We start from the raw sequence: 25,116 nt of genomic DNA on the forward strand, positions 1-25,116 counted from the left end.
GCTATTATGAGCGAGTTACATTCAACACTTCAACGTTTGGCCGCTCTGCCGGCTGATCGCCCACAAGGGATGCCGGGCGCGTTTTATACCGACCCTGATCGCTTTCATTATGAATGCCAGACCGCGCTGCGGTGGGGGTGGCACTGCCTTGGCCGTGTGGACGAGGTGCCCCAAGCGGGGGATTTCTTTACCGTACAGGTTTTGAACGAGCCGATTGTTGTCGTGCGCGGAGATGACGGAGAGCTGCGCGCATTGGCGAACTTATGCCGTCATCGGGGCATGCCGCTGGCCGAGGGGCGCGGGAATGTGAAGCGGTTCTTATGCAGCTATCATGCATGGATGTATGGCCGCGACGGCGCGTTGCTGCGGGCCACACGGATGGAGAACGCAGGGTTTGATGCGGCCTCTTGTCGGATGCACCAGCACAACACGCATATCTGGAACGGGTTTATCTATGTGAACCTTGATGCGCAGGCCGCGCCCTTTGATCATCCTGATCTGGACGCATTGGTCGCGCCCTATGAGCCCGAAAATTTTCGGCTGGTCCATGTCGCCGAAGAAGACTGGATGACCAATTGGAAATGTCTGGTTGAGAATTTTATGGAAGGATACCACCTATCGGTGGTGCACCCCGAGACGTTGCATGGCTACACGCCAACGGGAATGGCCCGCAAATTGGGCGGCGGCGGGGGTTTTACCAGCTACGCTGCGAACTATCCGCGCAATATCACCTCGCGCGGGGCAGGGGCTGCGGGGCTGAGTGAGGAAGAGCGCCACCGCTCGACCTTGTTCTCGGTTTTCCCGACCCAAGTCGCCAGCCAAGCCGCCACCCTGTTGGTATCGCTGAGTATTTTCCCGCGAGAGGCAGGCAGGATCACGGTGAAATGGACCATGTCGGTATATGGGGATGAGTTGGACGATGAAACAATCGCGCAGCGTATTGCCCTATGGGAAGAGGTAAACCGCGAAGACCGCGAAAAGCTGGAGCGGATGCAGATCGCCTTGGGCTCGGCCCATGCCGTTGAGGGGCCGTTAGCGGGTGAGGACTATGAAGGCACAGTGCGTGACTTTTTGGTTTGGCTCGCGGCACAAGACGCGGCGGTGCAGGCTTGAACACCTGTGAAGGAGCGTGAATAGTCGGCCAATGCAGCTGAGATTCACCATTCGCCAACTTGAGTATTTTGTCGCCGTTGGCGAGCAGGGGTCAATCGCGCAAGCCAGCGCGATGGTGAATGTTTCCTCGCCGTCGATTTCGGCGGCAATCACCCAGCTGGAGGCCGAGTTTGGCCTGCCGCTATTCGTGCGCAAACACGCCCATGGGCTAAGCCTGACCCAAGCTGGCGCGCAGTTTTTGGCACAGGCGCGCAAAGTGTTGGCCGAAGCCGAAGGGTTGAACCGTCTTGCGGGTACGATTTCGGGGAATGTGCAGGGGCCGTTGACGGTGGGGTGCCTGCTGACCTTTGTGCAGGTTCTGTTACCTGCGATCCGGCGCAAGTTTCAGGAAGCAAACCCTGAGGTGCAGGTGTCGCAGATCGAATGCGATCAGGTGACCTTGATCAAAAAGCTTCAGCGTGCGGAAATCGATGTGGCACTGACCTATGATCTGGAAGTTCCCGCGGATTTGGAATTTATTCCGGTGCGCTCATTGCCCCTATATGCGGTTGTTTCGGCCTATCACCCTTTGGCAGATCGCAAATCTGTATCGGTTGAGACATTGGCAGATCACCCTATGGTACTGCTGGATCTGCCGATCAGTAGCACCTATTTCCTGAGCATTTTTGAAAAAGCATCCCTCAGGCCCAACATCGTTGAACGCACGCGGGATATGGCTGTTATGCGCTCGTTGGTTGCAAACGGGTTTGGGTTTTCGGTTGCCAATATTCGTCCTCATAGCGATCTGTCACCAGACGGTCGGGAGTTGCGCTTTATTCCGCTGGAAGGGGCGCATCGCCCCATGCGGCTTGGCTTTATCGTGCCTGAAGGGGCGCGCAGTGTTTTGTCGATTAATGCATTCATCGAACATGCCTCTCAGTCGATTTCAGCTTGGGGGTATCCAGGCCTTCCCATCAAGGAAGAGACTTAGGCCCGCCCTAAGCCTCGATTTAGCATCAGCGACTTTAGCCTAAGTCAGTAATCTGTCACGACTTGTGCTCTGTCCCTTCCAAACAGGAGGAAATTGCCTTGCGCGATTCCCGTTACGATATCTTATTTGAGCCGATGCAAATCGGGCCTGTCACGGCAAAGAACCGCTTTTATCAGGTGCCTCATTGCAATGGTGGGGGATACCGCGATCCGTCAGCCGCCGCAGCGATGCGCGGCTCCAAGGCGGAAGGCGGCTGGGGCGTTATCTTTACTGAACAATGTGAGATGCACCACACCTCAGAAATCACCCCATTCATCGAGCTGCGCCTATGGGAGGACAAGGACATCCCGATGTTGAACAAAATGTCGGACAGGATGAAGGAACACGGCGCGCTAGCGGGGATACAGCTGGCGTATTCGGGGGTGAATGGCCCGAACCTATACAGCAAGGAAGTGCCGCTTGCGGTGTCGGCGCAACCCATCCGCACGTTTACCAATGATCCGGTGCAGGCGCGGGCCTTGGACAAGGCTGATATTCGCGATCTGCGCCGCTGGTTTGTGAATGCGGCAAAGCGGTCCCAGACTGCGGGTTTTGATCTGATCTGTCTTTATGGCGCGCATGGGTTCGGGATTTTTCAGCACTTCCTGAGCCGCGCAACCAACCATCGAACCGACGAATACGGCGGCAGTTTGGAAAACCGTGCCCGCTTTGTGAATGAAGTGATCGCGGATATTCGCGATGCTGTCGGGGATAGCATGGGCATCACGCTGCGCGTGTCGCTTGATGAAACCATTGGCGATCTAGGGTTTTCCAACGCCGAGGTGCGCGAATTTGTCGATATGAACCGCAACCTGCCTGACCTTTGGGATTTGGCGCAAGGCACTTGGGAGGAATGCTCTGGCCCGTCCCGTTTCAAAGAGGAGGCCGCCCAGCATGAGCTGGTGAAGGGCATTCACGAGCTGACGGACAAGCCGATCGTCGGTGTTGGCCGCTTTACCAGCCCTGATGTGATGGCGAAAATGATCAAAACCGGCACGCTGGATTTCATCGGCTGTGCGCGGCCATCCATCGCTGACCCTTTCCTGCCCAAAAAGATCGAAGAGGGCCGTATCGAGGACATCCGCGAATGTATCGGCTGCAATATCTGTGTGACGGGCGATATGACCATGTCGATCAGCCGCTGCACCCAGAACCCCACATTTATGGAGGAATGGCGCAAAGGTTGGCACCCTGAGCGGATGAACACCAAGGGCGAGAGTTCGAATGTGTTGATTGTCGGCGCTGGGCCTGCGGGGTTAGAGGCCGCGCGCGCGACGGCGGAACGTGGCTATGACGTCGCATTGGCCGAAGCGGGCACCATTTTGGGGGGGCGGGTTGCGCAGGAGCGCCACCTTCCAGGGTTGAGCGCCTGGGGGCGGGTTGCCGATTACCGCGAATACCAGATCAGCCAGAAACCAAATGTCGAAAGCTATTTTGACAGCGCGTTGGATGCAGACAGCATTCTGGAGTTCGGCTTTGAAAATGTTTGCATTGCCAGTGGGGCCAAATGGCGCCGCGATGGTGTGTCGCGCCAGCATGTCGTTCCGTTTCCAACGGATGAGGCGATGCAAATCTTTACGCCTGATGACCTTATGGCGTCGGCCAGCCCTTCAGGGCATGTGGTGATTTATGACGATGATCACTATTACATGGGCGGGGTCATGGCCGAGCTTTTGATCCAGAAAGGGTGTTCGGTCACGCTGGTGACGCCAGCCGCTTATGTCAGCGAATGGACGCTGAACACGCTGGAACAGCATGAGATTCACCGCCGCCTCGCAAGAATGGGTGTCCAGATCGAGCTGAACCGAGGGGTTACCGAGATCGCCAGTGATCACGTTGTGAGCAATTGCATGTTCACCGACCAGACCCGCCCGATCGCCTGTGATGCGGTTTTGCTGGTTTCCTCAAAAGTTGAAAACAACAAGGTCTATCTGGACCTGAAAGCCCGCGAAGCAGAATGGGCAGATGCGGGGATCAAATCGGTCCAACTGATTGGCGATGCAAATGCACCGGGCCCCATCGCTTGGGCGACTTATGCAGGGCATCGGTATGCCCGAGAGTTGGATGGTGAAGACATCGGTGATGCGTTGCCCTTCCGCCGCGAAATTACGGAGCTAGCAGTAGATTGAAAAACGTTTTCCCTTTCTCGTCGTCTTTGATGACGGATATTCTGGCATGGACGCGCAACCGCATTCTGGGCGGACAGGACCCGACCCATGGCGCACAAAGCTTTGCCGCGCTTGAGCCCGTTTTGGGGGGCTCTATCACAGCCGAGGGTATCGGCGGTGCGGCGGCCTTTGATCTGTTCAAAGATGTGATTGTTCCCTCAACCCGTCCTTTCGGGCATCCCACATCCCTTAGCTATGTGGCCTCGGCCCCCAGCCAAGCCGCGCTGAGCTTTGATGCGGCTCTTGGGGCGGCGGGTATTTTTGCGGGGAATTGGGATGGGGGCGCTGGCGCGATCCATGCAGAAAATCAGGCCCTAAGCTGGCTGGCGGATCTGGCAGGCTGGGGCGATACGGCTGGCGGAGTTTTTGTTGCTGGCGGCACATTGGGCAATCTTTGCGCGCTTCATGCGGCCCGCGATTGGAAATCACGCCAAGGTCCGCGCCCGCAGCGATGGGCGGTTTTATGTTCGGGAGAGGCCCATAGCTCGATCCGCGCGGCGGCTAGCGTCATGGATGTGGATGTGATTGAGGTCACACCAGATGAGACAGGGCGCATATCTGGGCAGGCCGCGCGGGATGTTTGGCAGCCCAATGTCTTTGCTATTGTTGCCAATGCAGGGGCGACGAATTGCGGCGCGGTTGATGATATCTCTGGTTTGGCAGACCTCGCCGAAGAGCATGACCTGTGGCTGCATATTGATGGCGCCTATGGGTTGGCAGCTATTGCCGATCCTCAGACGCGCCCCGTTTTTGCAGGGATTGATCGGGCCCACAGCCTGATCGTGGATCCGCATAAATGGCTGTTTGCCCCCTATGATAGTTGCGCATTGGTTTACCGCAATGCGGCGGATGCGGCCAACGCCCATGGGCAAAGCGCGGTCTATCTGGACGCGGTGGACAAAACGCATTGGAACCCGTCCGATTACGCGCTGCATCTGACCCGCCGCGCGCGGGGGCTGCCGTTTTGGTACTCGTTAGCAACCCATGGGACCACAGCCTATGGCGAGGCCATAGCGACAACCATCGCAACCGCACAGAAAATTGCCGATGGGATTGACCAAATGGAGGGGCTGGAGCTGCTCTTGGGGCCGCAGCTTTCGGTGGTCCTGTTCCGTCCAAAAGATATGTCGGAGCAGATGATGGAAGAATGGGCCGAAGAGAACCGCCGATCAGGCGCGTTATTGTGTCTGCCAACCACGTGGCACGGGCAAAAAGTATTCCGCCTGTGCATTGTGAATCCCGACACAGATGCCAAAGATGTTCTTGAGACGCTAAAGACGTTAACCTGAAGGCCTGACATGACCCGCACCCTAGAGATTTTATCCCGTCTGGTGGCTTTCCCGACCGTGAGCCGAGACAGCAATTTAGATTTGATCGATTGGGTTCAGGAATTGTTGGTGGGCGCTGGGTTTGAGGTCACGCGGATTTGGTCTCCTTGCCGCCAAAAAGCAGGGTTATTTGCGCGGATTGGTCCAGCGGGTGAGGGTGGTGTGTGTTTGTCTGCCCATACTGATGTTGTGCCTGTTGAGGGGCAGTCTTGGCGCTATCCACCCTTTGAGCTGACCCAAGACAACAACCGCGTCTTTGGGCGTGGAACAACGGATATGAAGGGGTTTCTCGCCTCGGCGCTGGCCCTTGCCGAGCGGGCGGGGAAGATGGCGCTTTCTAAACCGCTGAGCTTTGTGATCTCATATGATGAGGAAATCGGCTGTGTCGGCATTCAGCAGATGCTGCCAGAGTTGAAACCTTTGATCGGCAAGCCCGACCTTGTCATTGTGGGGGAACCCACCTCAATGCAGGTTGTGACGGGCCACAAAGGCAAGGCCGCGCTCTGCGTGACCTGTCGCGGAGAGGCGGGCCATAGCGCGCTGGCCCCGAAATTCGTCAACGCCATTCATGTCGCAGCAGAGTTTGTAGGGCAGATGCGTGATTTTCAAGGTCGCTTGGCCAAGGGGGCACAGGATGCGGCCTATGACATTCCCTATTCGACGGTTCACATAGGCCAGTTATCTGCGGGAAAGGCGCTGAATATCGTTCCGGACACGGCAGAGCTGCTGATGGAATTCAGGCACCTTGCCCAAACGCCCAAGCAAGAGATACAGCGCGAGGTTGAAGCCATCGCCGAGCAGGTCAGCCGAGGCTTTAGCGCTAGCTTGCCGATCGGTGTTGAGGTGGTGAATGCCTATCCGGGGCTGGATGTTGATCCTGATCACAAGGTGGTGGAATGGGCCACCAATCTGGTCGGAGCCCCCAAAACCGGCAAAGTCGCCTTTGGCACCGAGGCTGGCTTTTTTGACCAGCTTGGCCTGACGGCATTGGTTATCGGGCCTGGGGATATGGCGCGCGATGGTCACAAACCAGACGAGGGGCTGTGCCTGTCGCAATTGGCAGCCTGTGACAGGATGATGGATGAAATCGGCACAGGCCTAAGCAAATAGCCCTTGGGTGAGCGGCACCCAAAAGCGGCCCTGATCGGAAAAGGGGGGGCGGGGAGCCCAAATGCCGCCCCCCGACCTGTTTGATCTGATCAGTCGCGTTTGCCTGCAAATTTTTCGGCCCATTCTTCGCGTTGATCATCTGTGATCTTGGCAAAGAGAACTTCGGGAACCTCAAACACATGACCCGCCGATAGCTGGGCAACAGCCGCTGGCACGTCATCGGGCCAACCTGCGTCTTCGATTTTCATACCTGCCAACATTTTTGCAGCAGCATCGGGAATGAAGGGCGCTGCAAGTGAGGCATAAAGCGGGATCAGGTTCAGCGCGAGGCGCACCTGTGCCGCGGCCTTGTCAGGGTCGGTTTTGAAGGTGGTCCATGGGGCCTGTGCCTGAAGGTATTCGTTACCCGCAGCCCAGATTGCGCGCAGCTCGGCGGCGGATTTGCGGACCTCCATCTTGTCCATTTGTTCGGCATAGCGGGCTACGCGTTCGGTCAAATCAGCGATCAGGGCGTTCTCGGCCTCGCCATATTCGCCCGCCGCTGGCACTTCTTCACCGAATTTGGCGCGGCAGAATTTGGTGATGCGGCTGACAAAGTTGCCCAAGACATCTGCGAGGTCTTTGTTTGTGGCCGCTTGGAAGTTCTCCCAAGTGAATTCGGAATCAGATGTTTCGGGTGCATGGGACAGCAACCACCAGCGCCAGTAATCGGCAGGCAGGATTTCCAGCGCTTGGTCCATGAACACACCGCGCCCGCGCGAGGTCGAGAACTGGCCGCCGTCATAGTTCAGGTAGTTGAACGATTTGATGTAATCCACCAGCTTCCAAGGTTCGTTCGAACCCATGATGGTCGAGGGGAAGGAGAGGGTGTGGAAGGGGACGTTATCTTTGCCCATGAATTGGGTGTATTGCACGTCATCGGCACCTTTATCGGTGCGCCACCAGCGCTCCCAATCGTCGCCTTTGCCGGCATCAACCCATTCTTGGGCGCAGGCGATATATTCGATGGGCGCGTCGAACCAGACATAGAAAACCTTGCCCTCCATGCCGGGCCATTCGGCATCGCCACGTTTCACCGGCACGCCCCATTTCAGGTCGCGGGTGATGCCGCGGTCTTGTAGCCCGTCGCCATCGTTCAGCCATTTCTTGGCGATCGAGGTGGTCAGCACAGGCCAATCGGTTTTGGAGCTGATCCAATCGTTCAGCCGGTCTTTCATCTGGGATTGCTTGAGGAACAGGTGTTTGGTGGCGCGCATTTCCAGATCTGTCGCGCCCGAGATCGTTGAGCGCGGGTTGATCAGGTCTTCTGGGTCTAGCTGCTTGGTGCAATTGTCACATTGGTCGCCGCGCGCGTCTTCAAATCCGCAGTTGGGGCAGGTGCCCTCGACATAGCGGTCGGGCAAGAAGCGGCCATCGGTTTCCGAGTAAATCTGGCTTTGCTCAACTTCTTCGATCAGCCCCTCATCGGCCAAAGCTCCGGCAAAATGCTGCGTCAGCTTTTCGTTCTGCACCGAGGAAGAGCGGCCGAAGTGGTCAAAGGATAGGCCAAAGCCCTCGGCGATTTTCGCCTGAACCGCATACATCTCGGCGCAGTATTCTTCGACGGGCTTACCCGCTTTTGCAGCGGCCAATTCGGCAGGCGTGCCGTGTTCGTCTGTGGCGCAGAGGAACAGCACCTCGTTGCCGCGCTGGCGCAGGTAGCGGGCATATAGGTCTGCGGGCAATTGGCTACCTACCAGATTGCCGAGGTGTTTGATGCCATTGATATAGGGGATGGCGGAGGTGATGAGGTGACGTGTCATGGTGCGGCCTTTGCTGTGCTGGGACATGCTTTAGCAGGGCAAAGGCAGTCATGCCAGAGGTCTAACTCCGTAAGGGGATTGGTTTAGTCGCGTGTTGGCTTGTCTCGGCTGCGCCCTGTCAGGCGGCCGATCACGAAACTGGTGCGCAGCGCGTTGATATAGCGGGTGCTGCGCGGTTTGACGCGGCCTGTGCGCATTCTGCTGACACTGAATAAAATCAACAGCCCATGACCGGCAGCCAGCATGGCAAACAGGGCTTCGGGGCCGAATTTTTCGATAAGGAGCGCGGCGCCATAGGGGGCTGCGATTGCGCCCAGAGCGAACCAGAACATCAAGGCTGCCGAGAGCTCGACCCGCTCATCCGAGGAGGCGAAATCATGGGCGTGGGCGGCTGCGACTGAAAAGATAGGGAATGTTGTGAGGCCAAACAGGGCGGCAGACAGCAATATGCCTGTCAGCCCCCAGCTAGCTGTTGTCACGGTGACACCGCAGCTGGCGATTGCAGCAATGGAAAGCCAGATCAGGACTTTGCGGCGGTCATATTTGTCGGCAATCCAGCCAACAGGGAATTGCGCCAATGCACCGCCCACAACGAAAGCCGCCAAAAACCACGCGATCTGCCCCGCAGTCAGGCCCATTTCCTGACCATAGATCGGGCCGACCATGCGAAACGAGGCACTGGAAAGCGCGGCAACAACCACGCCAGCCACCGCAAGCGGAGAACGCCCATAGGCCAGTTTGGGGCGCAGCCGCGGTGAGCTGGGCGTTTCGGGTTGGGTTGATTTGGTAAGTGTGATGGGCAAAAGGGCCGCACAGCATAAAATGGCCAGGATGTTGTAAGAGATATAATCGGCGGGGGCCAAGATGCCGATGATGCCCTGCGCTGCCAAACTGCCTGACATATCGACCATGCGATAGGTTCCCATGGCGCGGCCTCGGGTTTCGTTGGTCACTTTGGCCTGTAACCATGCCTCGACCACGGTATAGCAGCCGGCCACACATAACCCCGAAGCAATGCGCATAATCGCCCAAGCGTAGGGGTTGATGACCATCATATGCGCGATCAACCCGATGCTGCCTGCGGCTGTAAAGGCGGCGAAGGCGCGGCTGTGCCCGACGTTGCCCAGCAGACGTGGGGCAAACCAGCAGCCGATGAAAAACCCGATAAAGTGGGACGAACCCAGCAAACCGATCTGTTGGCGTGTGAACCCCAGTTCGGTCCCCGACAGCACATCCAGCGGACCAACCCCTCCCGAGGAAAGCTGCAACAAGACGACTGAAAAAAACAGCGCCGCAAAGGAGATTAACATCCGCATCCTCTTTGGATGATCCTATTTCAGAGAGAAATATAGAGAAAACCGACAATGCTGGTCCGTTTGTGGCGAAATATTTTTCTAAAGCGGGATTTGGCTTGCGATGGCTGGCCGTGGGGCTAGGGTCTGCGCAAGATAGCAACGGGGTTCACGATATGCATATGACAACATTGGGCCGAACGGGCATTGAGGTTTCCAAATTCTGTTTGGGGTCAATGACGTGGGGCACACAGAACACAGCCGCTGAAGGCCATGCCCAGATTGAACGTGCGTTAGACGGGGGTATCAATTTCATCGATACCGCCGAGATGTATCCGGTGAACCCGATGGGGCCGGAAACCACTGGCCGCACCGAAGAAATTATTGGCGAGTGGTTTGCCCAAGGTGCAAACCGCGACCGCGTGGTGCTGGCCACCAAACATTCGGGCGAGGGGCTGGCCCATGTGCGGGGCGGCGCGCCGATCACGCCTGCTACTATTCATGATACGTTGGAGGGGTCGCTAAAGCGGCTCAAAACCGATTATGTCGATCTGTACCAGTTTCACTGGCCCAACCGCGGCAGCTATATGTTTCGCAAGAACTGGCTGTATAACCCGACCAGCCAGAACCGTGCCGAGACGATCCAGAACATCGAAGACTGTCTGGGCGCGTTGCAGATTGAGGTCGAGCGCGGCCGCATCCGCGCCTTTGGTATGAGCAACGACAGCGCGTGGGGTCTAACCCAATGGGCGAACGCAGCTGAACGGGTCGGTGGCCCGCGTGTGGCCACGGTCCAGAACGAATATTCGCTGCTCTGTCGGTTGGCCGACACTGATGTTGCCGAGGCCTGCCATAACGAAGACATCGGCATGCTGTCTTTCTCGCCTTTGGCTACGGGCCTGTTGACGGGGAAATACCAAAACGGCGCGGTGCCAGATCGCTCGCGCCTGTCTTTGGGTGGCGATTTGGGCGGGCGCAAAACGGCCCGCGCTTTTGAAGCGGTTGATGCCTATTTGGCGGTGGCCCAACGGCATGGGTTAGACCCTGTTCACATGGCCCTTGCGTGGGTGCGCGACAGGCCGTTTATGGCCAGCGTCATCTTTGGTGCCACAACGATGGATCAGCTGGACGTCGCCCTTGCAGGGGCTGATCTGGTGCTGAGTGATGACGTGGTTGCCGACATCGAAGCAACCCACCGCGCACACCCGATGCCATATTAAGGGGCACCTCATTATAGGTGCCGTTTTTGCAGGTCATTGCGGCGTATTTGGATCGGAATGGCCAACACACTTGGACGCAATACTGTCGAAAGAAAAATTAGGAGGCCACCATGCCACTCGCTATGAACCGTGAGGTGTTTATCACCTGCGCCGTGACCGGATCCGGATCCACCCAAGACCGCAGCCCGCATGTGCCGCGTAGCCCGAAAGAGATCGCCGACAGCGCGATTGCCGCGGCCAAGGCAGGCGCTGCCGTGGTGCACTGCCATGTGCGCGACCCAGAGACAGGCGTACCCAGCCGCGATCTAAAGCTTTACCGTGAGCTGACAGACCGTGTGCGTGATGCCGACGTGGATGTGGTGCTGAACCTGACTGCGGGCATGGGCGGCGATATGGTGTTCGGCGGTGTTGAAAACCCGATGGACCTGAACAAAGACGGCACGGATATGGTCGGCGCGACGGAACGCATGGCCCATATCACAGAATGCCTGCCCGAAATCTGCACGTTGGATTGCGGCACGATGAACTTTGCCGAAGCCGACTACGTGATGACCAACACGCCCGGCATGTTGACAGCCATGGGCCAGATGATGACCGATCTGGGCGTAAAGCCCGAGATCGAGGCCTTTGACACCGGTCACCTTTGGTATGCCAAAGAGCTGGTAAAACAGGGCGTTCTGGACAGCCCCGCCTTGGTTCAGCTGTGCATGGGGGTGCCTTGGGGCGCGCCTGATGATCTGAATACCTTCATGGCGATGGTCAACAATGTGCCGGATGACTGGACGTTCTCGGGCTTTGGTCTGGGGCGCAATCAGATGGCTTATGTGGCGGCCTCGGTTTTGGCGGGGGGCAATGTGCGCGTTGGTCTGGAAGATAACCTGTGGCTCGACAAAGGCGTGTTGGCGGAAAACCACCAGCTGGTCACGCGTGCGCGCGGCATCATTGAAAGCATGGGCGCGACCCTCATCGGGCCAGAAGCGGTGCGCGAAAAACTGGGTCTGCAAAAGCGGATGCCGGTTTGATCCGCGGGGCTTTATTGGCGGGGCTTATGGCCTTGGGCGCATGTGCGGTTGAGCCGCCAGCGCCCGTGCCTGTAGGGCCCAGTTACCGTGACCAAACGGCCCTTATCGGCGTTACCTCGCGGTTTGACGCCGATAAATTTGCAGGGGTTTGGTATATCCGCGCAGGGTTTGATCCTGCGCTGGGCAAGATGGCCTTTCGCATGATCGATACCCCCAATGGCCATGCGATGCGGTTGGGGGCGTTTGTTTGTGATGGTGCGGGTGTTTGCGGCGACTATTCGCAGGACCTGCCAGCCGCGAAAAAGGGCAAGGGCCGTTACGCCGTGCAAATGCCCGACGGCAATACGCGCGATTTCTGGGTGCTTTGGGTCGACGAAGGATTTCGGACCGCCGTTCTGGGGAACAAGTCAGGCGATTTCGGCTGGATCGTGGATCGCAGTACCAAAGGGGGCAGCGACCGGATCAAGGCGGCAAAAGAGATTTTGGATTTCAACGGCTACGACGTGAGCCAACTGAAGGTAGTAAGATGAGCAAGACAGCAGCAATTATTGGTGGCGGTGTTATCGGTGGCGGTTGGGCCGCTCGGTTCTTGTTGAACGGTTGGGATGTTCAGGTGTTTGACCCTGATCCACAGGCCGAGCGCAAGATTGGCGAAGTGCTGGCAAATGCGCGCCGCTCGCTGCCTGGATTGACGGATGTCGCGTTACCGCCCGAGGGCAAACTGACCTATCACGCCAGCATTGCCGAGGCTGTTGCTGGGGCGGATTGGATACAGGAAAGCGTGCCAGAGCGGTTGGAAATCAAACACGCCACCTTTGCCGAGGTGCAGGCAGCCTGTGCGCCTGATGCGGTGATCGGCTCGTCCACCTCGGGGTTCAAACCATCCGAGTTGCAGCAAGGGGCCGCGCGCCCCGAACAGATCATGGTCGCGCACCCGTTTAACCCCGTTTACCTGCTGCCGCTGATCGAATTGGTCACCACCTCGGCGGATGAGGGGCTGGTCGAAAAGGCCAAGGAAATGCTGACCTCGCTCGGGATGTACCCGCTGCACCTCAAGAAAGAGATCGACGCCCACGTGGCGGATCGCTTTCTTGAGGCGGTGTGGCGTGAGGCGTTGTGGCTGGTCAAAGACGGCATCGCCACCACCGAAGAAATCGACAATGCGATCCGCTATGGCTTTGGTATCCGCTGGGCGCAGATGGGGCTTTTTGAAACCTACCGCGTGGCGGGCGGCGAAGCGGGCATGAAGCATTTTATGGCGCAATTCGGCCCCGCGTTGAAATGGCCATGGACCAAGCTGATGGATGTGCCTGACTTTACGGATGAGCTGGTTGACCTGATTGCGGGGCAATCGGATGAGCAGTCCGGCGCTTATTCTATCCGCGAGTTAGAGCGCGCGCGCGACAACAACCTTGTCACCATGATGCGCGGCCTCAAGGCCGAAAACTGGGGCGCGGGTGCCTTGCTGAACGCGCAAGAACGCGAGATGCGGGTTGGCACGGTGCATGGCGCGGTTGCGGCTGATCTGCCTGCGGATGCTTTGGTCGAGACGGCGTATCGTACGGTGCCGCTGGATTGGACGGACTATAACGGCCACATGACCGAGTCGCGCTATTTGCAGGCTTTTGCCGATGCGACCGACCGTTTTATGGCGATCATTGGCTGTGACGCTGAATATATCTCATCCGGTGGGAGTTACTTCACCGCTGAAACGCATATCCGCCACATCGATGAGGTCCACGCGGGCGCGCTGATCACCATCCGTACCCGCGTCATCATGGGCGAGGGCAAAAAAATGCACCTGTTCCATGAAATGTATGAGGGTGAACGCCTATTGGCCACGGGCGAGCATTTCTTGCTGCACGTGAGCCTTGAAACCCGCAAACCGACGCCGCCAGCAGCCCATATCGAAGAAGCGCTGGTGCGTTTTGCCAAAGGGCACGCCGCGTTGCCGCAGGCGGAGGGCGTTGGCCGCGCGATTGGTGCGCCAAGATAAGGAAACGTCCGATCGTGAAGGGTGCCCATAGGTTTTGGGGTGTTTCCGGCCCGTATTTACCAACGGCGGAAAAATCAGCTGCGGCTCTTCTCTGGCATAACGGGGGGGAGTAAGGCATTAGTGCGGGATGCATACACCTGACCTTTGGATCCTTGTTACCCTCCTTGCCGCAGCATTTCAGACCGTTCGGTTTATGCTGCAAAAGGTATTGGCCACCTCCACGCTTAGCGTTGCGGGGGCGACGTTTTCGCGGTTTTTCTATTCTATCCCCTTCATCGCAGTGCTGTTGGTTGTCTATGTTCTGGCGGTTGATGCCGAAATCCCCGCCCTTGGGGGCGCGTTTTGGGGGTTCGGCCTATTGGGAGGAACCTCCCAAATCCTCGCAACGGTTTGCGTGGTTGCTTTGTTCAAGGAACGCAATTTTGCCGTTGGGATCACGTTTAAAAAGACAGAAGTCATTCAAACCGTTCTTGTCGGGGCCTTATTGCTAGGGGAGTTGGTGAGCTGGGGAGGCTTTTTGGCGATTTCTTTGGGCTTGGTTGGGCTGTTGCTGTTGTCGGGGGGTAAGGGGGCAACTGGCTTTCACCTATCTCATTTGCGAAATCGGGCGGCTGGATTGGGGATTGCCTCGGGGGTGCTGTTTGCCTTTTCCGCTGTGAGCTATCGAGGGGCTTCGCTGACTTTGGACTCTGCCGATCCTCTGCTGAGGGCAGGGGTGACGTTGATGGCTGTGGTTGCCATGCAAACGATCCTGATGACTGTCTGGCTGTGCTTGCGCGAGGCAGGAGAGATCGCGCGCGTCTGGCAGGCCCGCCGTGTTGCGATTTGGATTGGGCTCACCTCTATGGGCGGATCGCTTTGTTGGTTTATCGCCTTTTCCCTCCAAAACGCGGCTTATGTAAAAGCATTGGGTCAGGTCGAATTGATCCTGAGTGTTCTGGCTTCAACGCTGTTCTTTCGGGAAAAGATCAGCAAACGCGAGGCGTTGGGGATGGCGGTGCTGATTGCATCCATCCTGCTGCTGATCCTCGCGATCTAATTCTCCGCGCGGTAGGGTGCATTGGTGCCATGTAACCTGACAAAGAGGCTCTCTTCGTCGTTGTTTTTAAAATAGGGCACAGATTCAGGCGGGTTTAGGTCGCGCGCACGTGCTTCGACCTCGGCCAGCACAACCTCGGTGATAAAGGGCATGTCAAAACGGCGTGCATCGCTAAGGGGAACCCACTGGAGGTGGGATAGCTCGTCACAGGCGGCACCGAAATCATCAAGGTCACTGGCAATCGCATCCGCGTCCAGCAAGAAGAACCGCGCGTCAAAGCGGCGTGGGCGCCCCGGAGGGGTGAGGGCGCGGAATACAAACTGCAATGCGCTGGCATGGGGCAGGTGGCCGGTTTCGGCGAAGGTTTTCCAATCGTCGGGGATTTCGCCTTCCCATGTGCCTTTTGATCCTAGGACCAGACCGGTCTCTTCCCATAGCTCGCGGATGGCGGCCACAGGAATGGCGTGGGCCAGATCGGGATCGGCATCTTCCAGCAAACGCGCGGCACATCGTTCGGGCAGACCAGCGGCAAGAGGGATCTGCGCATCAGCCTGATCAACCGCACCACCTGGAAAAACGAATTTGTTGGGCATGAACGCAGCATTTGCGCCGCGCTGGCCCATCAGGATGGAAGGCGATGTCATGCGGTCACGGATCACAATGACCGTGGCTGCGTTTCTGATCGCTGTCTTATCAATGCTCATACGGCCCCGCGTTAATTCAGGGGCCAGTTTGATCAGGGCTTGCGTGCAAAGCCGCCCATTTCTTTGGCCCATTGAAAGCCGATCAAGGCCCCCTTCAGTCTAGGAAGAAGGTAGAGGGACAAAGCGACCGTGCCAACCGCAAAGATCGTGAACAGCGTAATCGGTTCAGGACGGTAATGAACAAAAACAATATGCAAAAGCGGCGCCATCAGGTGGCCTACGACGAGGATTGTCAGATAGGCAGGGCCGTCATCGGCGCGATGATGGTGGAGCTCTTCTTCACAAACGGTGCAGTGATCGTTCACTTTCAGGTAGCCATGTAGCACAGGGCCGGAACCGCAGTTGGGGCATTTGCGCCGCCAGCCGCGTAGCAGGGCCTGACCAAGGGAACGTTCTTCAGATGAAGTTTCTGCCATTGCGTCGATATTCGTCTGTGTTGCTGATTGTGTCATGCCGAATCCTAAGGCCGAGAGTTTTCTCTGAGTGCGTTATAACGGATTGAAAAGAAAGGTGGCGATTTGTCTCAAGCAGAATTTCAAAAGTTTTTTCGAATATATGCGACGGAACATCTGGGACCAGCCGTAATACATCCAACTGCACGGCAAAAGAGACCGATGCAGCGAGCAATAAAAACGGAGAACACCATGTTTAAAGAAACAATGACAGCACTCGCAATTGTTGCCGGCCTTGTAGCCACAACCGCACAAGCACGCGATGGCGGCGAAGGCATGCAGGCGCGTTTTGCACAGATTGATGCCAATGGCGACGGTGAGATCTCGGCCGAAGAGCTACAAGCACAAGTGGCCGCACGTTTTGCAGCGGCTGATGCAAACAAAGACGGCGCCCTCACCGCGGATGAGATGATGGCCGCCCGCGAAGGCAAGCATAAAGAGCGCCTGCTAAAGCGTTTTGACAAGAACGGTGACGGCGCATTGAGCGGTGAAGAGCTGGATGAAATGTCAAAAGGCAAAGGCGGCAAAAAAGGCGACAAAAAAGGCGGCCGTGCGGCAAAACACTTTGAACGCATGGATGCTGACAACAGCGGTGATCTGACCTTGGAAGAGATGCAAAGCCACCGCGATCCTGCTAAAATGTTTGAAAAACTGGATGCAGATAAAAGCGGCGGCTTGAGCGAGGAAGAATTCGCGAAAGCACGCGGCCACGGCAAACATAAAAAGAACCACAACTAAGATTGTTTGTTGTAATGAAAGGTGTTCGCCCCACAGCGGGGCGAACATAAATTGGAAAGACCCTGTGAAAGACATGACCGAGCATACTGCCGCACGCGATGCGGATGCCGAATTGCTAGCGCGCTATGCTGCTGGTGATGACGCGGCTGCGCGATTGCTGTCTTCACGGCTTTCTCCGCGGGCCTATGCGCATGCTTACCGTGTTTTGGGTGATGCAGCCGAGGCCGAGGATGTGACCCAAGAGGCGCTGTTGCGCCTTTGGAAGCAGGCCCCGAAGTGGGATAGCGGACGGGCACAGGCGGCAACGTGGCTATACCGCGTGGTTGCAAACCTTTGTACGGATCGGTTGCGGGGGCGCAGAACCGAAACGTTGGACGAATTGGATGCGCCAGCTGATCCGGGGCCCAGCGCCGAGACGCAGCTGCAAAACATGGCCCGCCATGATGCCCTTCAAGCGGCATTGCTGCGGTTGCCAGAGCGGCAAAGACAAGCTGTGGTCTTGCGCCACATCGAAGGGTTGGCGAACCCTGAAATCGCCGAGATTTTGGACGTAGGTGTTGAAGCCGTAGAAAGCTTGACCGCCCGCGGTAAACGGGCGTTAACAGCGGATATGGCTGCGCAACGCGAAGCATTGGGGTATAACGATGACACAACCTGACAGCTTTGATCTAGAAGCGGCATTTGAAAATGCACGTGCCAACCCGCCTCAGATGTCTGATGCGCTAAGCGCACGGATCGTGGCGGACGCCGAAAGGCTCCAGCCCTCTGCGCCCCTATGGCAACGTTTGATCGCTGCGGTTGGCGGGCCTGCGGGTGTGGGCGGATTGGTGACTGCGACGGTCGCTGGTTTTTGGTTTGGCGTTGCCCCTCCGGGGGATCAAGTTGACCCTCTGGTCCTGTTTGGGGCTGTGGATACTGTTGTAGATGAAGACCTGACAGAGCTGATGGGCGTTGGCTGGTTTAGTGAGGAAGGATAAGCACATGGCTGAAGGAATTAAAAAACGTCGCTGGATGCCTGTCATTCTTGGGCTGTCTCTGGCTGTGAACCTAGCTGTTGTTGCCTCGGTTTCTGGTGCGATGTTTCGCCATAAAGGCGGGCGCGCGGATGGTCCGAGGGTTTTGAAGGGGGGCGCGATCTATATGCAGGCGCTGCCCCATGAAATACGCCGCGACCTAAGAGCGGAATTGCGTGCAGGCCGACGTGGTGTCGGTTCTGATCCGGCACAAATGGTTGAGCTGTTGCGCAGCGAACCCTTTGATGCAACGGCCGCCGCTGCGGTTTTTGAGCAAGAACATAGCGCAAGTTTGAAACGCCTTCAGACAGGCAGCCAAGCATGGTTGAAAGCCGTTGAAGACATGACCGTGCAAGAACGCAGCGCCTATGCGGATCAGCTGCAAGACCTTATCGAGCGGCGCGAAAAGCACAAAAAGAAGCCCAAAAGCTGAAGCTGCCCCGCGCGGGGCAATTTGATCTGAAGATGGCGAAACGCCCTGTCGGCTTGATTAAGCGGCAGGGCGTTTTTCTGAGCGGTGCAATGAAATACAATTTCGGCCACGCGTTTTGGCGCGGTAGAGTTCTTTATCTGCTAAATCAAGGAGCCACTGGGACGTATCAGCCGAGGTTCCAAGCGGCTGTTTTGAAGGTTCTAAAACTGCGACACCCAGACTGATTGTAATATGAATAGGGTCGCCATTCGCCGGAACTTGGAACGGTTGTTCTGCGATCTCGCGGCAGATTTTTCCGGCAATATGTTCGGCAGTGGCAATATCGGTTGCAGGCATCACGATCAAGAATTCTTCGCCCCCCAGACGGGCGATGACATCTAGTTTGCGTGCAGCACGGCGCAATCTGTGGGCCGTTTCGACCAGCACAGCATCGCCCGAGGCATGCCCATAGGCATCATTGATATGTTTGAAGTGGTCCAAATCAGCAATAATCGCCACAAGAGGCAGACCCGTTGACCAACTGGCTTCGATTTGGGTCTCCAAATAGGGCATGGCATAACGGCGGTTATAAAGGCCGGTCAGGGGATCATTCACCACCTCACGCAGGCCTGTTCTCACACTTTGTAGTACTTTGGCGACTTGCTGTTTTCTCTTGAGCAGGACCTGAACGCGATGAGCAAGTTCATCTGCCGCAAAGCCTGTGGTCATTATATCGTCCGCCCCCATATCCAATGCCGACGTTGCGACAAACGGATCGGGGGTATCTTGAACCACAAGAATCGCGATTTCGCGTGTTCTGGGGCTGGTCCGGATCACGGGGATCAAGCGAAGGTATTCTTCCTGCTGGCTTTGCTTTTTAGGAAGCGAAAGGACAATTGCGTCAGGCAAAGCCCCTGTGTGAAGCCCTGCGAGCGCATCCTTTAGCTGGGATACCGTGAAATTCCCCCGCAGTTTTGGAATCGTTTGACGCACCCACCCTTTCAGCGGGGCAGGGTCTACGCCAACAAAGGAAATCTTTGCAGGGCGGACAAATTGGGCAGGGGCCTCCGCCAATCCGAGGGCGCAACTGGTTTCATCACGGATTTGCCATTCGGCCAATTCATTATGCAGTCGAATCATATTTCGAACGCGGCCAAGCAGCAGCATTTCATTTAAGGGCCTGTACATGACATCCGTCGCGCCCGCGCGCAGAATCTCAAGGCGGGAAAGAGAATCGGTATTGGTGCCAATCGCAAGAACGGGCAGGGCAGCTGTACGTTGATCGTTGCGCAATTGTTGGCAAAGGTCTGCGATGGATCCATCCGGCAGAGATGTTGCGGTAACGATCAGGTCGGGCACGTCATCACGGATAACGGCAAAAGCCTCTGCAATCGTGCTTGCCTGCAGGACACGATAAAAGGAAGCCGCGAGTTTAACCTTTAACACAATTCGGTTTGTTGATGTTCCGTCAAGGATGAGGATTTTACCATGCATAATTGCTTCTTCCTCATACAGGTTGCTTGAATGGCTTTAGTTTTCTGTTCAATTGGTTAACAAAGCATTTAGATTTTGAACGAGAGAGACTGAAACAATGACTAATACGCGGAATGCCGCCGAAACGATCGCGTTGCAGTCTCTTGCATGGCTTGTGGGCAACGAAGAACTGCTGGGCGTTTTCATGGGGACAACCGGTGCGTCACAAGAGGATATGTTAACTGCGGCCCATGACCCTGAGTTTTTGGGATCAATGTTAGATTTCATCTTAATGGATGATAATTGGGTGATCGAATGCTGTGATGCAAATAAGCTTCCCTATGAAAAGCTATATGAAGCGCGTCAAAGCCTGCCAGGTGGAGGAAATGTACATTGGACCTGATTAACGAAGATCTTCCTGTCAAAGGGCTGTGCTTTGATAAAGACGGCACTTTGTTCGATTTCGCCGCGACTTGGGAGGCTTGGGCCGCTGCATTTTTGGATCGTGTTAGCAAAGGGGATCGCGAACGTGCACAAAGGTTAGGCGCGGCGATTGGCTATGATACGGCCAAGGGAAAGTTTGCCAAAGACAGCATCGTCATCGCGGGGACACCAAACGAAGTTGCCACCGCCCTTGCGCCGCAATTTCCTGATCAGCCGATTTCGGAAGTGGTGAAAATGCTGAACGAAGAAGCTGGCCGTGCCCCCCAAAAGGAAGCCGTCCCGTTGGTGCCATTGCTAAACGCATTCCGAAACAACGGGCTATTCTTGGGGGTGGCGACAAATGATGCCGAGGCCCCAGCGCGTGCGCATTTGGCGGCGGCTGGTGTTACTGATTTGTTTGATTTTATCGCTGGATACGACAGTGGATATGGCGGAAAACCGGCAGCTGGCCAGCTTTTGGCATTTGCGGATCACGTAAAGCTAAAGCCGTCCCAGATTGCTATGGTTGGTGATAGCACCCATGATTTACACGCAGGGCGCGCGGCAGGGATGCGCACGGTTGCGGTCCTGACGGGCACTGCTGGCGCACAGGAACTGGCTCCATTTGCGGATGTTGTTTTGGACGATATCGGCGGCATTCCAGAGTGGTTGGCGACCTTGTAAGTCCCTTTGGGTGCTGAAAACGACAATTTCTGTCGCAAATGGATGGGCCAGTGGGCGCGGGCTGCGGCCTCTTGGGGGGGTAACCGCAAGGAGAGCCCCCATGACAGATACGCCCAAACGTAGAACCCGTGGCGGTGGCCGCGCTGGTGCTAAGTCCCGCCGAGGCAGCTCGGTCATCGAGCAGATGCCGTGGAACCCTCCGGTTAATATCGATCGCCCGACAGAGCCGCTTGGCCCCGAAGGGGTAGAGGCGGTGCATGACGGCGCGATGCGTATTCTGGAAGAAATCGGGATCGAGATCCTGAACCCCGAGGCGTTAGAGATTTTCCGCAAGATTGGTTGCACGATAGACGGTGAAAACGTGCGCATGGGGCGGGATATGGTCATGGAGTATGTCGCCATGGCCCCGTCCGAATTTACGATCACGCCGCGCAATCCGGATCGAAAAATCACGGTGGGCGGTAAGAACCTGCTGTTTGGCAATGTTTCCTCGCCTCCGAATTACTGGGATATGGCGCTGGGCCGCAAAGTGCCGGGAACGCGGGCGATGTGCCGCGATCTGCTAAAACTCACCCAGTATTTCAACTGTATCCACTTTGCGGGCGGCTATCCGGTGGAACCTGTCGATATCCATGCCTCGGTTCGCCACCTTGATGTTCTGTATGACAAGCTGACGCTAACGGATAAGGCGATGCACGCCTATTCGCTGGGCAAAGAGCGGGTCGAAGATGTGATGGAGATGGTTCGTATTTCAGGCGGCTGGACGGATGACGAATTCGAAGACAGCCCAAAGATGTACACAAATATTAATTCAACTTCGCCGTTAAAGCACGATTTTCCCATGCTGGATGGGTGGATGCGGATCGCGCGGCGCAATCAAGGGCTGGTTGTGACCCCATTTACATTGGCGGGGGCGATGGCGCCGGTGACGATGTCGGGGGCTGTTGCGCAATCGCTGGCTGAGGCTTTGATTGCCGTTGTATTGGCCCAAGTTGTGCGGCCAGGGGCCAGTGTGGCCATCGGGACGTTTACGTCGAATGTGGATATGAAAACGGGCGCCCCTGCGTTTGGTACACCTGAATATATGCGCGCCACGCAAATGACGGGGCAGTTGTGCCGCTTTTACGGTCTGCCTATGCGTTCATCTGGTGTTTGTGCTGCGAATGTCCCTGACGGGCAGGCGATGTGGGAGACGTCAAACAGCCTGTGGGCGGCGGTCCAATCGGGCACGAATATGGTTTATCACGCTGCTGGATGGTTAGAGGGCGGGCTGATCGCCAGCCCTGAGAAATTCATCATGGATTGTGAGATATTGCAGCAAATCCAGCGGTATATGGAGCCCGAGATTTGCGCCACTGGCCCCGATGAAATTGCGCTGGATGCGATTAAATCTGTCGGTAATCAGGGGCACTTCTTTGGGATCGAGCACACGCAGGATCGCTATACCACAGCCTTTTACCAACCTTTCCTAAGCGATTGGACCAATTATGAAGGATGGGAAGTTGCTGGTGGGATTTGGACGCAAGAACGTGCGCACCACATGTTCAAAGAGATTGTTGGCAGTTTTGAAGCCCCGCCACTGGATATCGCAATCCGCGATGAGCTGGCCGAATTCGTTAAGCGACGTAAAGCGGAAGGCGGCGCGCCTACCGACTTTTAATCCTATTTTCGGAAAATGCGCGGTTTAGCTTCTTGTTAATGCCTTCCCACCATCAAGAACTGTGAGGGCAGAGAAAGAGGCAAAAATGCACGGGCTGATAAACCGTAGTTTTCAGAATTTTATTAGTGACGTCTATGGCTCCGAAGCATGGCTTCGGGTTGCGGCGCTTGCTGGCGTTTCCCCGCCCGAGTTCGAAGCGATGCTGTCTTATGATGATGTCATTACATCCGATCTGCTGAAAGCCATGAGCAGCGTCCTGCGGCGCCCCAGTGGTGATGTAATGGAGGATATTGGGGCCTATCTGGTTTCTCATCCCAATACTGAAGCGATCCGCCGATTGCTGCGCTTTGGGGGCACTACCTTTGAGGAATTTCTGCACTCTCTTGATGATTTGCCTGATCGGGCAAGGATGGCCGTTGCTGAGCTGTGCCTGCCCGCGATTGAGCTGCACGCCCATAGTAAAGGGAACTATAGCCTGATTTGCGATAGCCCCATGGAAGGTTTCGGGCATTTCATGATGGGTGTTTTGCGGGTTATGGCTGATGATTATGGGGCCTTGGCGTTGTTAGACCTCGAAGAGCGCACACAAGGGCGTGAAACGGTTCGCATCCAACTGGTTGCAACGGATTTTGCAGATGGGCGATCCTTTGAGTTGGGTGCGGGGGCCAGATGACAATGCATGCAGGAAATGATGTATTGGACGTTTTATGCCCCATGCATTTGGTGTTGGACCCAACAGGGGTGATCCGCCACGTTGGCCCAACCACGCAAAAGCTACGCCCTGATGAACCCCTGCTGGGGGCGGGGTTTTGGGATGTGTTTCAGGTGATGCGCCCCCGTGGCATTACCACGCAACAGCAGCTTTGGGATGTGCAGGGGGTCAAGCTGCACCTTGAAATGAAAGGTGCGCCGCGTGCCAAGCTCAAAGGGATTTTGGTCAGGCTTGCTGATGGTTCCGCGATTATGAATTTGTCTTTCGGGATTTCGATCTTGGATGGTGTGCGCGATTACGCGCTGACCAACGCAGATTTCGCCGCAACGGATCTGGCCATTGAAATGTTATATCTGGTCGAGGCGAAATCAGCCGCGATGGAGGCTTCGCGCAAGCTGAACATGCGTTTGCAAGACGCGCGTGAAGCCGCCGAGGAAAAGGCGTTTACGGATACGTTGACAGGGCTGAAAAACCGCCGCGCGCTGGATCAATCTCTTGAGACGTTGTTGGCGGCGAACAAGGCTTTTGCCGTTATGCACATTGATTTGGATTACTTCAAAGCCGTGAATGATACCTTGGGGCATGCTGCTGGGGATCATGTGCTTCAGGTCGTATCAAAAGCGATGCTGGAAGAGACCCGAAAAGGGGACATTGTTGCGCGGGTTGGCGGCGATGAATTTACCGTCATCTTGCCCGAGGTCCGCGATATCACGATTCTCGAGCGGATCGGCCAAAGGATCATCCAGCGGATGGAGGAGCCGATACCTTTCAACGGTGAGATTTGCCAGATTTCGGCCAGCATCGGCACGGTTTGGATCCAAAACAGCCACAACGCCACCCGTGACGCGGTGCTGGAGGATGCAGATATCGCGCTTTATGCCTCAAAGAATAAAGGGCGTGCGTGTCAAACCTTCTACACGCCTGACATGCGCAATGCAGTGAATGCGACGATCCCGCCTGTTGGGCGCGCGTAGCGTCCATAATTTTTATTGTGTACAATTTGTATAATGTGGTAACCAACTCCTGACCTTAACCGTTTTGGAGCACTCATGGGCGATTCCGCTGGCGTTCGAAAAGCAGCTTTGCTGGAGGCATTGCGCACCCGCGTGTTGACCCAAGCTATCGTGCCAGGGGCCGATCTGGACGAGGCAAGCCTTTCAGAAGAATTTGGCCTGTCGCGCACGCCGTTGCGCGAAGCGCTACGTGAATTGGCGGGTGAGGGATATGTGGACCTGACGCGCAACCGTGGCGCCCGCGCCGCCGAGATGAGCCATCATACGTTGCGCGATTTCTTCCTTGCGGCGCCTATGATCTACGGCGCAATCCTGCGGCTGGCCGCAACCCATGCCATGCCCCTCCAGATCGAGGCATTGAAACAGGCTCAAATCCAATTTCGCAGCGCCCTGAACAGCGGCGACACAGCCGCCAAGGCGCTGGCAAACAACCGCTTTCATATCATCACGGGCGATATGGCTGCGAATATCTATCTCAACCCCAGCTTTAAGAGGCTGTTGATTGACCACGCGCGGATTTCGATGACGTTTTACAGCGCTGATGAAAGCGAAGAAACCAGTCAGGCCGCAGATCAGCATGATGAAATGATCCAAGCGATCGTTGATCGTAATCCAGAGGCGGCGGCCAAGCTTGCCGAAGACCATTGGGCGCTGTCGCGCCACCGTATCACTCAATTTGTAATGCCAGAGGCCTTGAATAACCGCCTTGGTGACCCTTCCGACTTGTGAGGAG

At 56.4% G+C, this 25,116-nt stretch carries 25 protein-coding genes; 20 read left to right on the forward strand and 5 right to left on the reverse strand.

The window, feature by feature from the left end; all coding sequences use genetic code 11:
• The first annotated feature begins 6 nt into the window (after window positions 1-6).
• From Z948_RS0113385 to argE, 5 genes are all read left to right on the forward strand, one after another.
• Window positions 7-1,113, forward strand: coding sequence for an aromatic ring-hydroxylating oxygenase subunit alpha (locus Z948_RS0113385; RefSeq protein WP_025060067.1), 1,107 nt, complete (start codon window positions 7-9; stop codon window positions 1,111-1,113).
• Between the two features lie 31 nt (window positions 1,114-1,144).
• On the forward strand, window positions 1,145-2,083 hold the full coding sequence (locus Z948_RS0113390; RefSeq protein ID WP_025060068.1) for a LysR family transcriptional regulator: 939 nt from the start codon (window positions 1,145-1,147) through the stop codon (window positions 2,081-2,083).
• Between the two features lie 98 nt (window positions 2,084-2,181).
• On the forward strand, window positions 2,182-4,251 hold the full coding sequence (locus Z948_RS0113395) for an oxidoreductase (protein ID WP_025060069.1): 2,070 nt from the start codon (window positions 2,182-2,184) through the stop codon (window positions 4,249-4,251).
• Between the two features lie 29 nt (window positions 4,252-4,280).
• Window positions 4,281-5,579, forward strand: a complete 1,299-nt coding sequence (locus Z948_RS0113400; protein WP_025060070.1) for a pyridoxal phosphate-dependent decarboxylase family protein — start codon at window positions 4,281-4,283, stop codon at window positions 5,577-5,579.
• A gap of 9 nt (window positions 5,580-5,588) precedes the next feature.
• Complete coding sequence (gene argE / locus Z948_RS0113405) at window positions 5,589-6,728, forward strand: acetylornithine deacetylase (protein ID WP_025060071.1); 1,140 nt, start codon at window positions 5,589-5,591, stop codon at window positions 6,726-6,728.
• Window positions 6,729-6,817: 89 nt separating this feature from the next.
• Here argE and metG read toward each other — a convergent pair whose 3' ends face one another.
• Window positions 6,818-8,530 (reverse strand): methionine--tRNA ligase, encoded by a 1,713-nt coding sequence (gene metG / locus Z948_RS0113410; protein ID WP_025060072.1) that lies wholly within the window; start codon window positions 8,528-8,530, stop codon window positions 6,818-6,820.
• Between the two features lie 83 nt (window positions 8,531-8,613).
• On the reverse strand, window positions 8,614-9,846 hold the full coding sequence (locus Z948_RS0113415; protein WP_025060073.1) for an MFS transporter: 1,233 nt from the start codon (window positions 9,844-9,846) through the stop codon (window positions 8,614-8,616).
• Between the two features lie 152 nt (window positions 9,847-9,998).
• Between Z948_RS0113415 and Z948_RS0113420 the strand changes: the two genes are divergently transcribed.
• The 5 genes from Z948_RS0113420 to Z948_RS0113440 all read left to right on the forward strand — a co-directional run bounded on the left by Z948_RS0113420 (window position 9,999) and on the right by Z948_RS0113440 (window position 15,099).
• Window positions 9,999-11,042, forward strand: coding sequence for an aldo/keto reductase (locus tag Z948_RS0113420; protein WP_025060074.1), 1,044 nt, complete (start codon window positions 9,999-10,001; stop codon window positions 11,040-11,042).
• Window positions 11,043-11,152: 110 nt separating this feature from the next.
• The gene (gene bcoG / locus Z948_RS0113425) at window positions 11,153-12,064 is read left to right on the forward strand and encodes a 3-dehydrocarnitine:acetyl-CoA trimethylamine transferase BcoG (protein ID WP_025060075.1); all 912 of its coding nucleotides are present in this window, start codon (window positions 11,153-11,155) and stop codon (window positions 12,062-12,064) included.
• Entirely contained in the window at window positions 12,061-12,594 is a 534-nt protein-coding gene (locus tag Z948_RS0113430; RefSeq protein WP_156023504.1) for a lipocalin family protein, read from the forward strand. Before bcoG ends, Z948_RS0113430 begins: the two co-directional genes overlap by 4 nt.
• A complete protein-coding gene (locus Z948_RS0113435; RefSeq protein WP_025060077.1) occupies window positions 12,591-14,060 on the forward strand; it encodes a carnitine 3-dehydrogenase in 1,470 nt (489 codons plus the stop codon). The genes Z948_RS0113430 and Z948_RS0113435 overlap by 4 nt, the downstream gene beginning before the upstream one ends.
• A 127-nt stretch (window positions 14,061-14,187) precedes the next feature.
• Window positions 14,188-15,099 (forward strand): EamA family transporter, encoded by a 912-nt coding sequence (locus tag Z948_RS0113440; protein ID WP_025060078.1) that lies wholly within the window; start codon window positions 14,188-14,190, stop codon window positions 15,097-15,099.
• Here Z948_RS0113440 and Z948_RS0113445 read toward each other — a convergent pair.
• Both Z948_RS0113445 and Z948_RS0113450 read right to left on the reverse strand, forming a co-directional pair.
• Window positions 15,096-15,803, reverse strand: coding sequence for an NUDIX hydrolase (locus Z948_RS0113445; RefSeq protein WP_025060079.1), 708 nt, complete (start codon window positions 15,801-15,803; stop codon window positions 15,096-15,098). The genes Z948_RS0113440 and Z948_RS0113445 overlap by 4 nt on opposite strands.
• Window positions 15,804-15,835: 32 nt before the next feature.
• Window positions 15,836-16,219 (reverse strand): DUF983 domain-containing protein, encoded by a 384-nt coding sequence (locus tag Z948_RS0113450; RefSeq protein WP_025060080.1) that lies wholly within the window; start codon window positions 16,217-16,219, stop codon window positions 15,836-15,838.
• A 228-nt stretch (window positions 16,220-16,447) separates the two neighbouring features.
• Between Z948_RS0113450 and Z948_RS0113455 the strand changes: the two genes are divergently transcribed.
• From Z948_RS0113455 to Z948_RS0113470, 4 genes are all read left to right on the forward strand, one after another.
• Complete coding sequence (locus tag Z948_RS0113455) at window positions 16,448-16,993, forward strand: penta-EF hand family protein (protein WP_025060081.1); 546 nt, start codon at window positions 16,448-16,450, stop codon at window positions 16,991-16,993.
• A 73-nt stretch (window positions 16,994-17,066) separates the two neighbouring features.
• Window positions 17,067-17,651 (forward strand): RNA polymerase sigma factor, encoded by a 585-nt coding sequence (locus Z948_RS0113460; protein ID WP_025060082.1) that lies wholly within the window; start codon window positions 17,067-17,069, stop codon window positions 17,649-17,651.
• Window positions 17,638-17,970 carry a hypothetical protein gene (locus Z948_RS0113465; protein ID WP_037951894.1) on the forward strand — a complete coding sequence of 111 codons (333 nt, stop codon included), beginning with the start codon at window positions 17,638-17,640 and terminating at the stop codon, window positions 17,968-17,970. Before Z948_RS0113460 ends, Z948_RS0113465 begins: the two co-directional genes overlap by 14 nt.
• A gap of 4 nt (window positions 17,971-17,974) precedes the next feature.
• Window positions 17,975-18,439 carry a periplasmic heavy metal sensor gene (locus tag Z948_RS0113470; protein ID WP_025060084.1) on the forward strand — a complete coding sequence of 155 codons (465 nt, stop codon included), beginning with the start codon at window positions 17,975-17,977 and terminating at the stop codon, window positions 18,437-18,439.
• A 57-nt stretch (window positions 18,440-18,496) separates the two neighbouring features.
• Here Z948_RS0113470 and Z948_RS0113475 read toward each other — a convergent pair whose 3' ends face one another.
• A complete protein-coding gene (locus Z948_RS0113475; RefSeq protein WP_025060085.1) occupies window positions 18,497-19,912 on the reverse strand; it encodes a diguanylate cyclase in 1,416 nt (471 codons plus the stop codon).
• Window positions 19,913-20,009: 97 nt separating this feature from the next.
• Here Z948_RS0113475 and Z948_RS0113480 point away from each other — a divergent pair, with 97 nt between their 5' ends.
• The 6 genes from Z948_RS0113480 (at window position 20,010) to Z948_RS0113505 (ending at window position 25,112) form a co-directional block, all read left to right on the forward strand.
• A complete protein-coding gene (locus tag Z948_RS0113480) occupies window positions 20,010-20,294 on the forward strand; it encodes a DUF3572 domain-containing protein (protein WP_025060086.1) in 285 nt (94 codons plus the stop codon).
• Complete coding sequence (locus tag Z948_RS0113485; protein WP_025060087.1) at window positions 20,285-20,998, forward strand: HAD family hydrolase; 714 nt, start codon at window positions 20,285-20,287, stop codon at window positions 20,996-20,998. The genes Z948_RS0113480 and Z948_RS0113485 overlap by 10 nt, the downstream gene beginning before the upstream one ends.
• Before the next feature lie 100 nt (window positions 20,999-21,098).
• Window positions 21,099-22,658: a trimethylamine methyltransferase family protein gene (locus Z948_RS0113490; protein ID WP_025060088.1), complete on the forward strand. Its 1,560-nt coding sequence runs from the start codon at window positions 21,099-21,101 to the stop codon at window positions 22,656-22,658.
• 85 nt (window positions 22,659-22,743) lie between these two features.
• Complete coding sequence (locus Z948_RS0113495) at window positions 22,744-23,331, forward strand: heme NO-binding domain-containing protein (RefSeq protein WP_025060089.1); 588 nt, start codon at window positions 22,744-22,746, stop codon at window positions 23,329-23,331.
• Complete coding sequence (locus Z948_RS0113500) at window positions 23,328-24,344, forward strand: diguanylate cyclase domain-containing protein (protein ID WP_025060090.1); 1,017 nt, start codon at window positions 23,328-23,330, stop codon at window positions 24,342-24,344. The genes Z948_RS0113495 and Z948_RS0113500 overlap by 4 nt, the downstream gene beginning before the upstream one ends.
• 75 nt (window positions 24,345-24,419) lie before the next feature.
• Window positions 24,420-25,112, forward strand: a complete 693-nt coding sequence (locus tag Z948_RS0113505) for a GntR family transcriptional regulator (protein ID WP_025060091.1) — start codon at window positions 24,420-24,422, stop codon at window positions 25,110-25,112.
• The last annotated feature ends 4 nt before the right edge of the window (window positions 25,113-25,116 follow it).

Source organism: Sulfitobacter donghicola DSW-25 = KCTC 12864 = JCM 14565 (assembly GCF_000622405.1).
Lineage (GTDB): Bacteria > Pseudomonadota > Alphaproteobacteria > Rhodobacterales > Rhodobacteraceae > Sulfitobacter > Sulfitobacter donghicola.

Excerpts from the sequence above, each read along its gene's own strand:
- Z948_RS0113385 (WP_025060067.1), top strand. The coding sequence starts at position 7 with ATGAGCGAGTTACATTCAACACTTCAACGTTTGGCCGCTCTGCCGGCT.
- Z948_RS0113390 (WP_025060068.1), top strand. The coding sequence starts at position 1,145 with ATGCAGCTGAGATTCACCATTCGCCAACTTGAGTATTTTGTCGCCGTT.
- Z948_RS0113400 (WP_025060070.1), top strand. The coding sequence starts at position 4,281 with ATGACGGATATTCTGGCATGGACGCGCAACCGCATTCTGGGCGGACAG.
- argE (WP_025060071.1), top strand. The coding sequence starts at position 5,589 with ATGACCCGCACCCTAGAGATTTTATCCCGTCTGGTGGCTTTCCCGACC.
- metG (WP_025060072.1), bottom strand. The coding sequence starts at position 8,530 with ATGACACGTCACCTCATCACCTCCGCCATCCCCTATATCAATGGCATC.
- Z948_RS0113415 (WP_025060073.1), bottom strand. The coding sequence starts at position 9,846 with ATGCGGATGTTAATCTCCTTTGCGGCGCTGTTTTTTTCAGTCGTCTTG.
- Z948_RS0113420 (WP_025060074.1), top strand. The coding sequence starts at position 9,999 with ATGCATATGACAACATTGGGCCGAACGGGCATTGAGGTTTCCAAATTC.
- bcoG (WP_025060075.1), top strand. The coding sequence starts at position 11,153 with ATGCCACTCGCTATGAACCGTGAGGTGTTTATCACCTGCGCCGTGACC.
- Z948_RS0113435 (WP_025060077.1), top strand. The coding sequence starts at position 12,591 with ATGAGCAAGACAGCAGCAATTATTGGTGGCGGTGTTATCGGTGGCGGT.
- Z948_RS0113440 (WP_025060078.1), top strand. The coding sequence starts at position 14,188 with ATGCATACACCTGACCTTTGGATCCTTGTTACCCTCCTTGCCGCAGCA.
- Z948_RS0113445 (WP_025060079.1), bottom strand. The coding sequence starts at position 15,803 with ATGAGCATTGATAAGACAGCGATCAGAAACGCAGCCACGGTCATTGTG.
- Z948_RS0113450 (WP_025060080.1), bottom strand. The coding sequence starts at position 16,219 with ATGGCAGAAACTTCATCTGAAGAACGTTCCCTTGGTCAGGCCCTGCTA.
- Z948_RS0113455 (WP_025060081.1), top strand. The coding sequence starts at position 16,448 with ATGTTTAAAGAAACAATGACAGCACTCGCAATTGTTGCCGGCCTTGTA.
- Z948_RS0113460 (WP_025060082.1), top strand. The coding sequence starts at position 17,067 with ATGACCGAGCATACTGCCGCACGCGATGCGGATGCCGAATTGCTAGCG.
- Z948_RS0113465 (WP_037951894.1), top strand. The coding sequence starts at position 17,638 with ATGACACAACCTGACAGCTTTGATCTAGAAGCGGCATTTGAAAATGCA.
- Z948_RS0113470 (WP_025060084.1), top strand. The coding sequence starts at position 17,975 with ATGGCTGAAGGAATTAAAAAACGTCGCTGGATGCCTGTCATTCTTGGG.
- Z948_RS0113475 (WP_025060085.1), bottom strand. The coding sequence starts at position 19,912 with ATGCATGGTAAAATCCTCATCCTTGACGGAACATCAACAAACCGAATT.
- Z948_RS0113480 (WP_025060086.1), top strand. The coding sequence starts at position 20,010 with ATGACTAATACGCGGAATGCCGCCGAAACGATCGCGTTGCAGTCTCTT.
- Z948_RS0113490 (WP_025060088.1), top strand. The coding sequence starts at position 21,099 with ATGACAGATACGCCCAAACGTAGAACCCGTGGCGGTGGCCGCGCTGGT.
- Z948_RS0113495 (WP_025060089.1), top strand. The coding sequence starts at position 22,744 with ATGCACGGGCTGATAAACCGTAGTTTTCAGAATTTTATTAGTGACGTC.
- Z948_RS0113500 (WP_025060090.1), top strand. The coding sequence starts at position 23,328 with ATGACAATGCATGCAGGAAATGATGTATTGGACGTTTTATGCCCCATG.
- Z948_RS0113505 (WP_025060091.1), top strand. The coding sequence starts at position 24,420 with ATGGGCGATTCCGCTGGCGTTCGAAAAGCAGCTTTGCTGGAGGCATTG.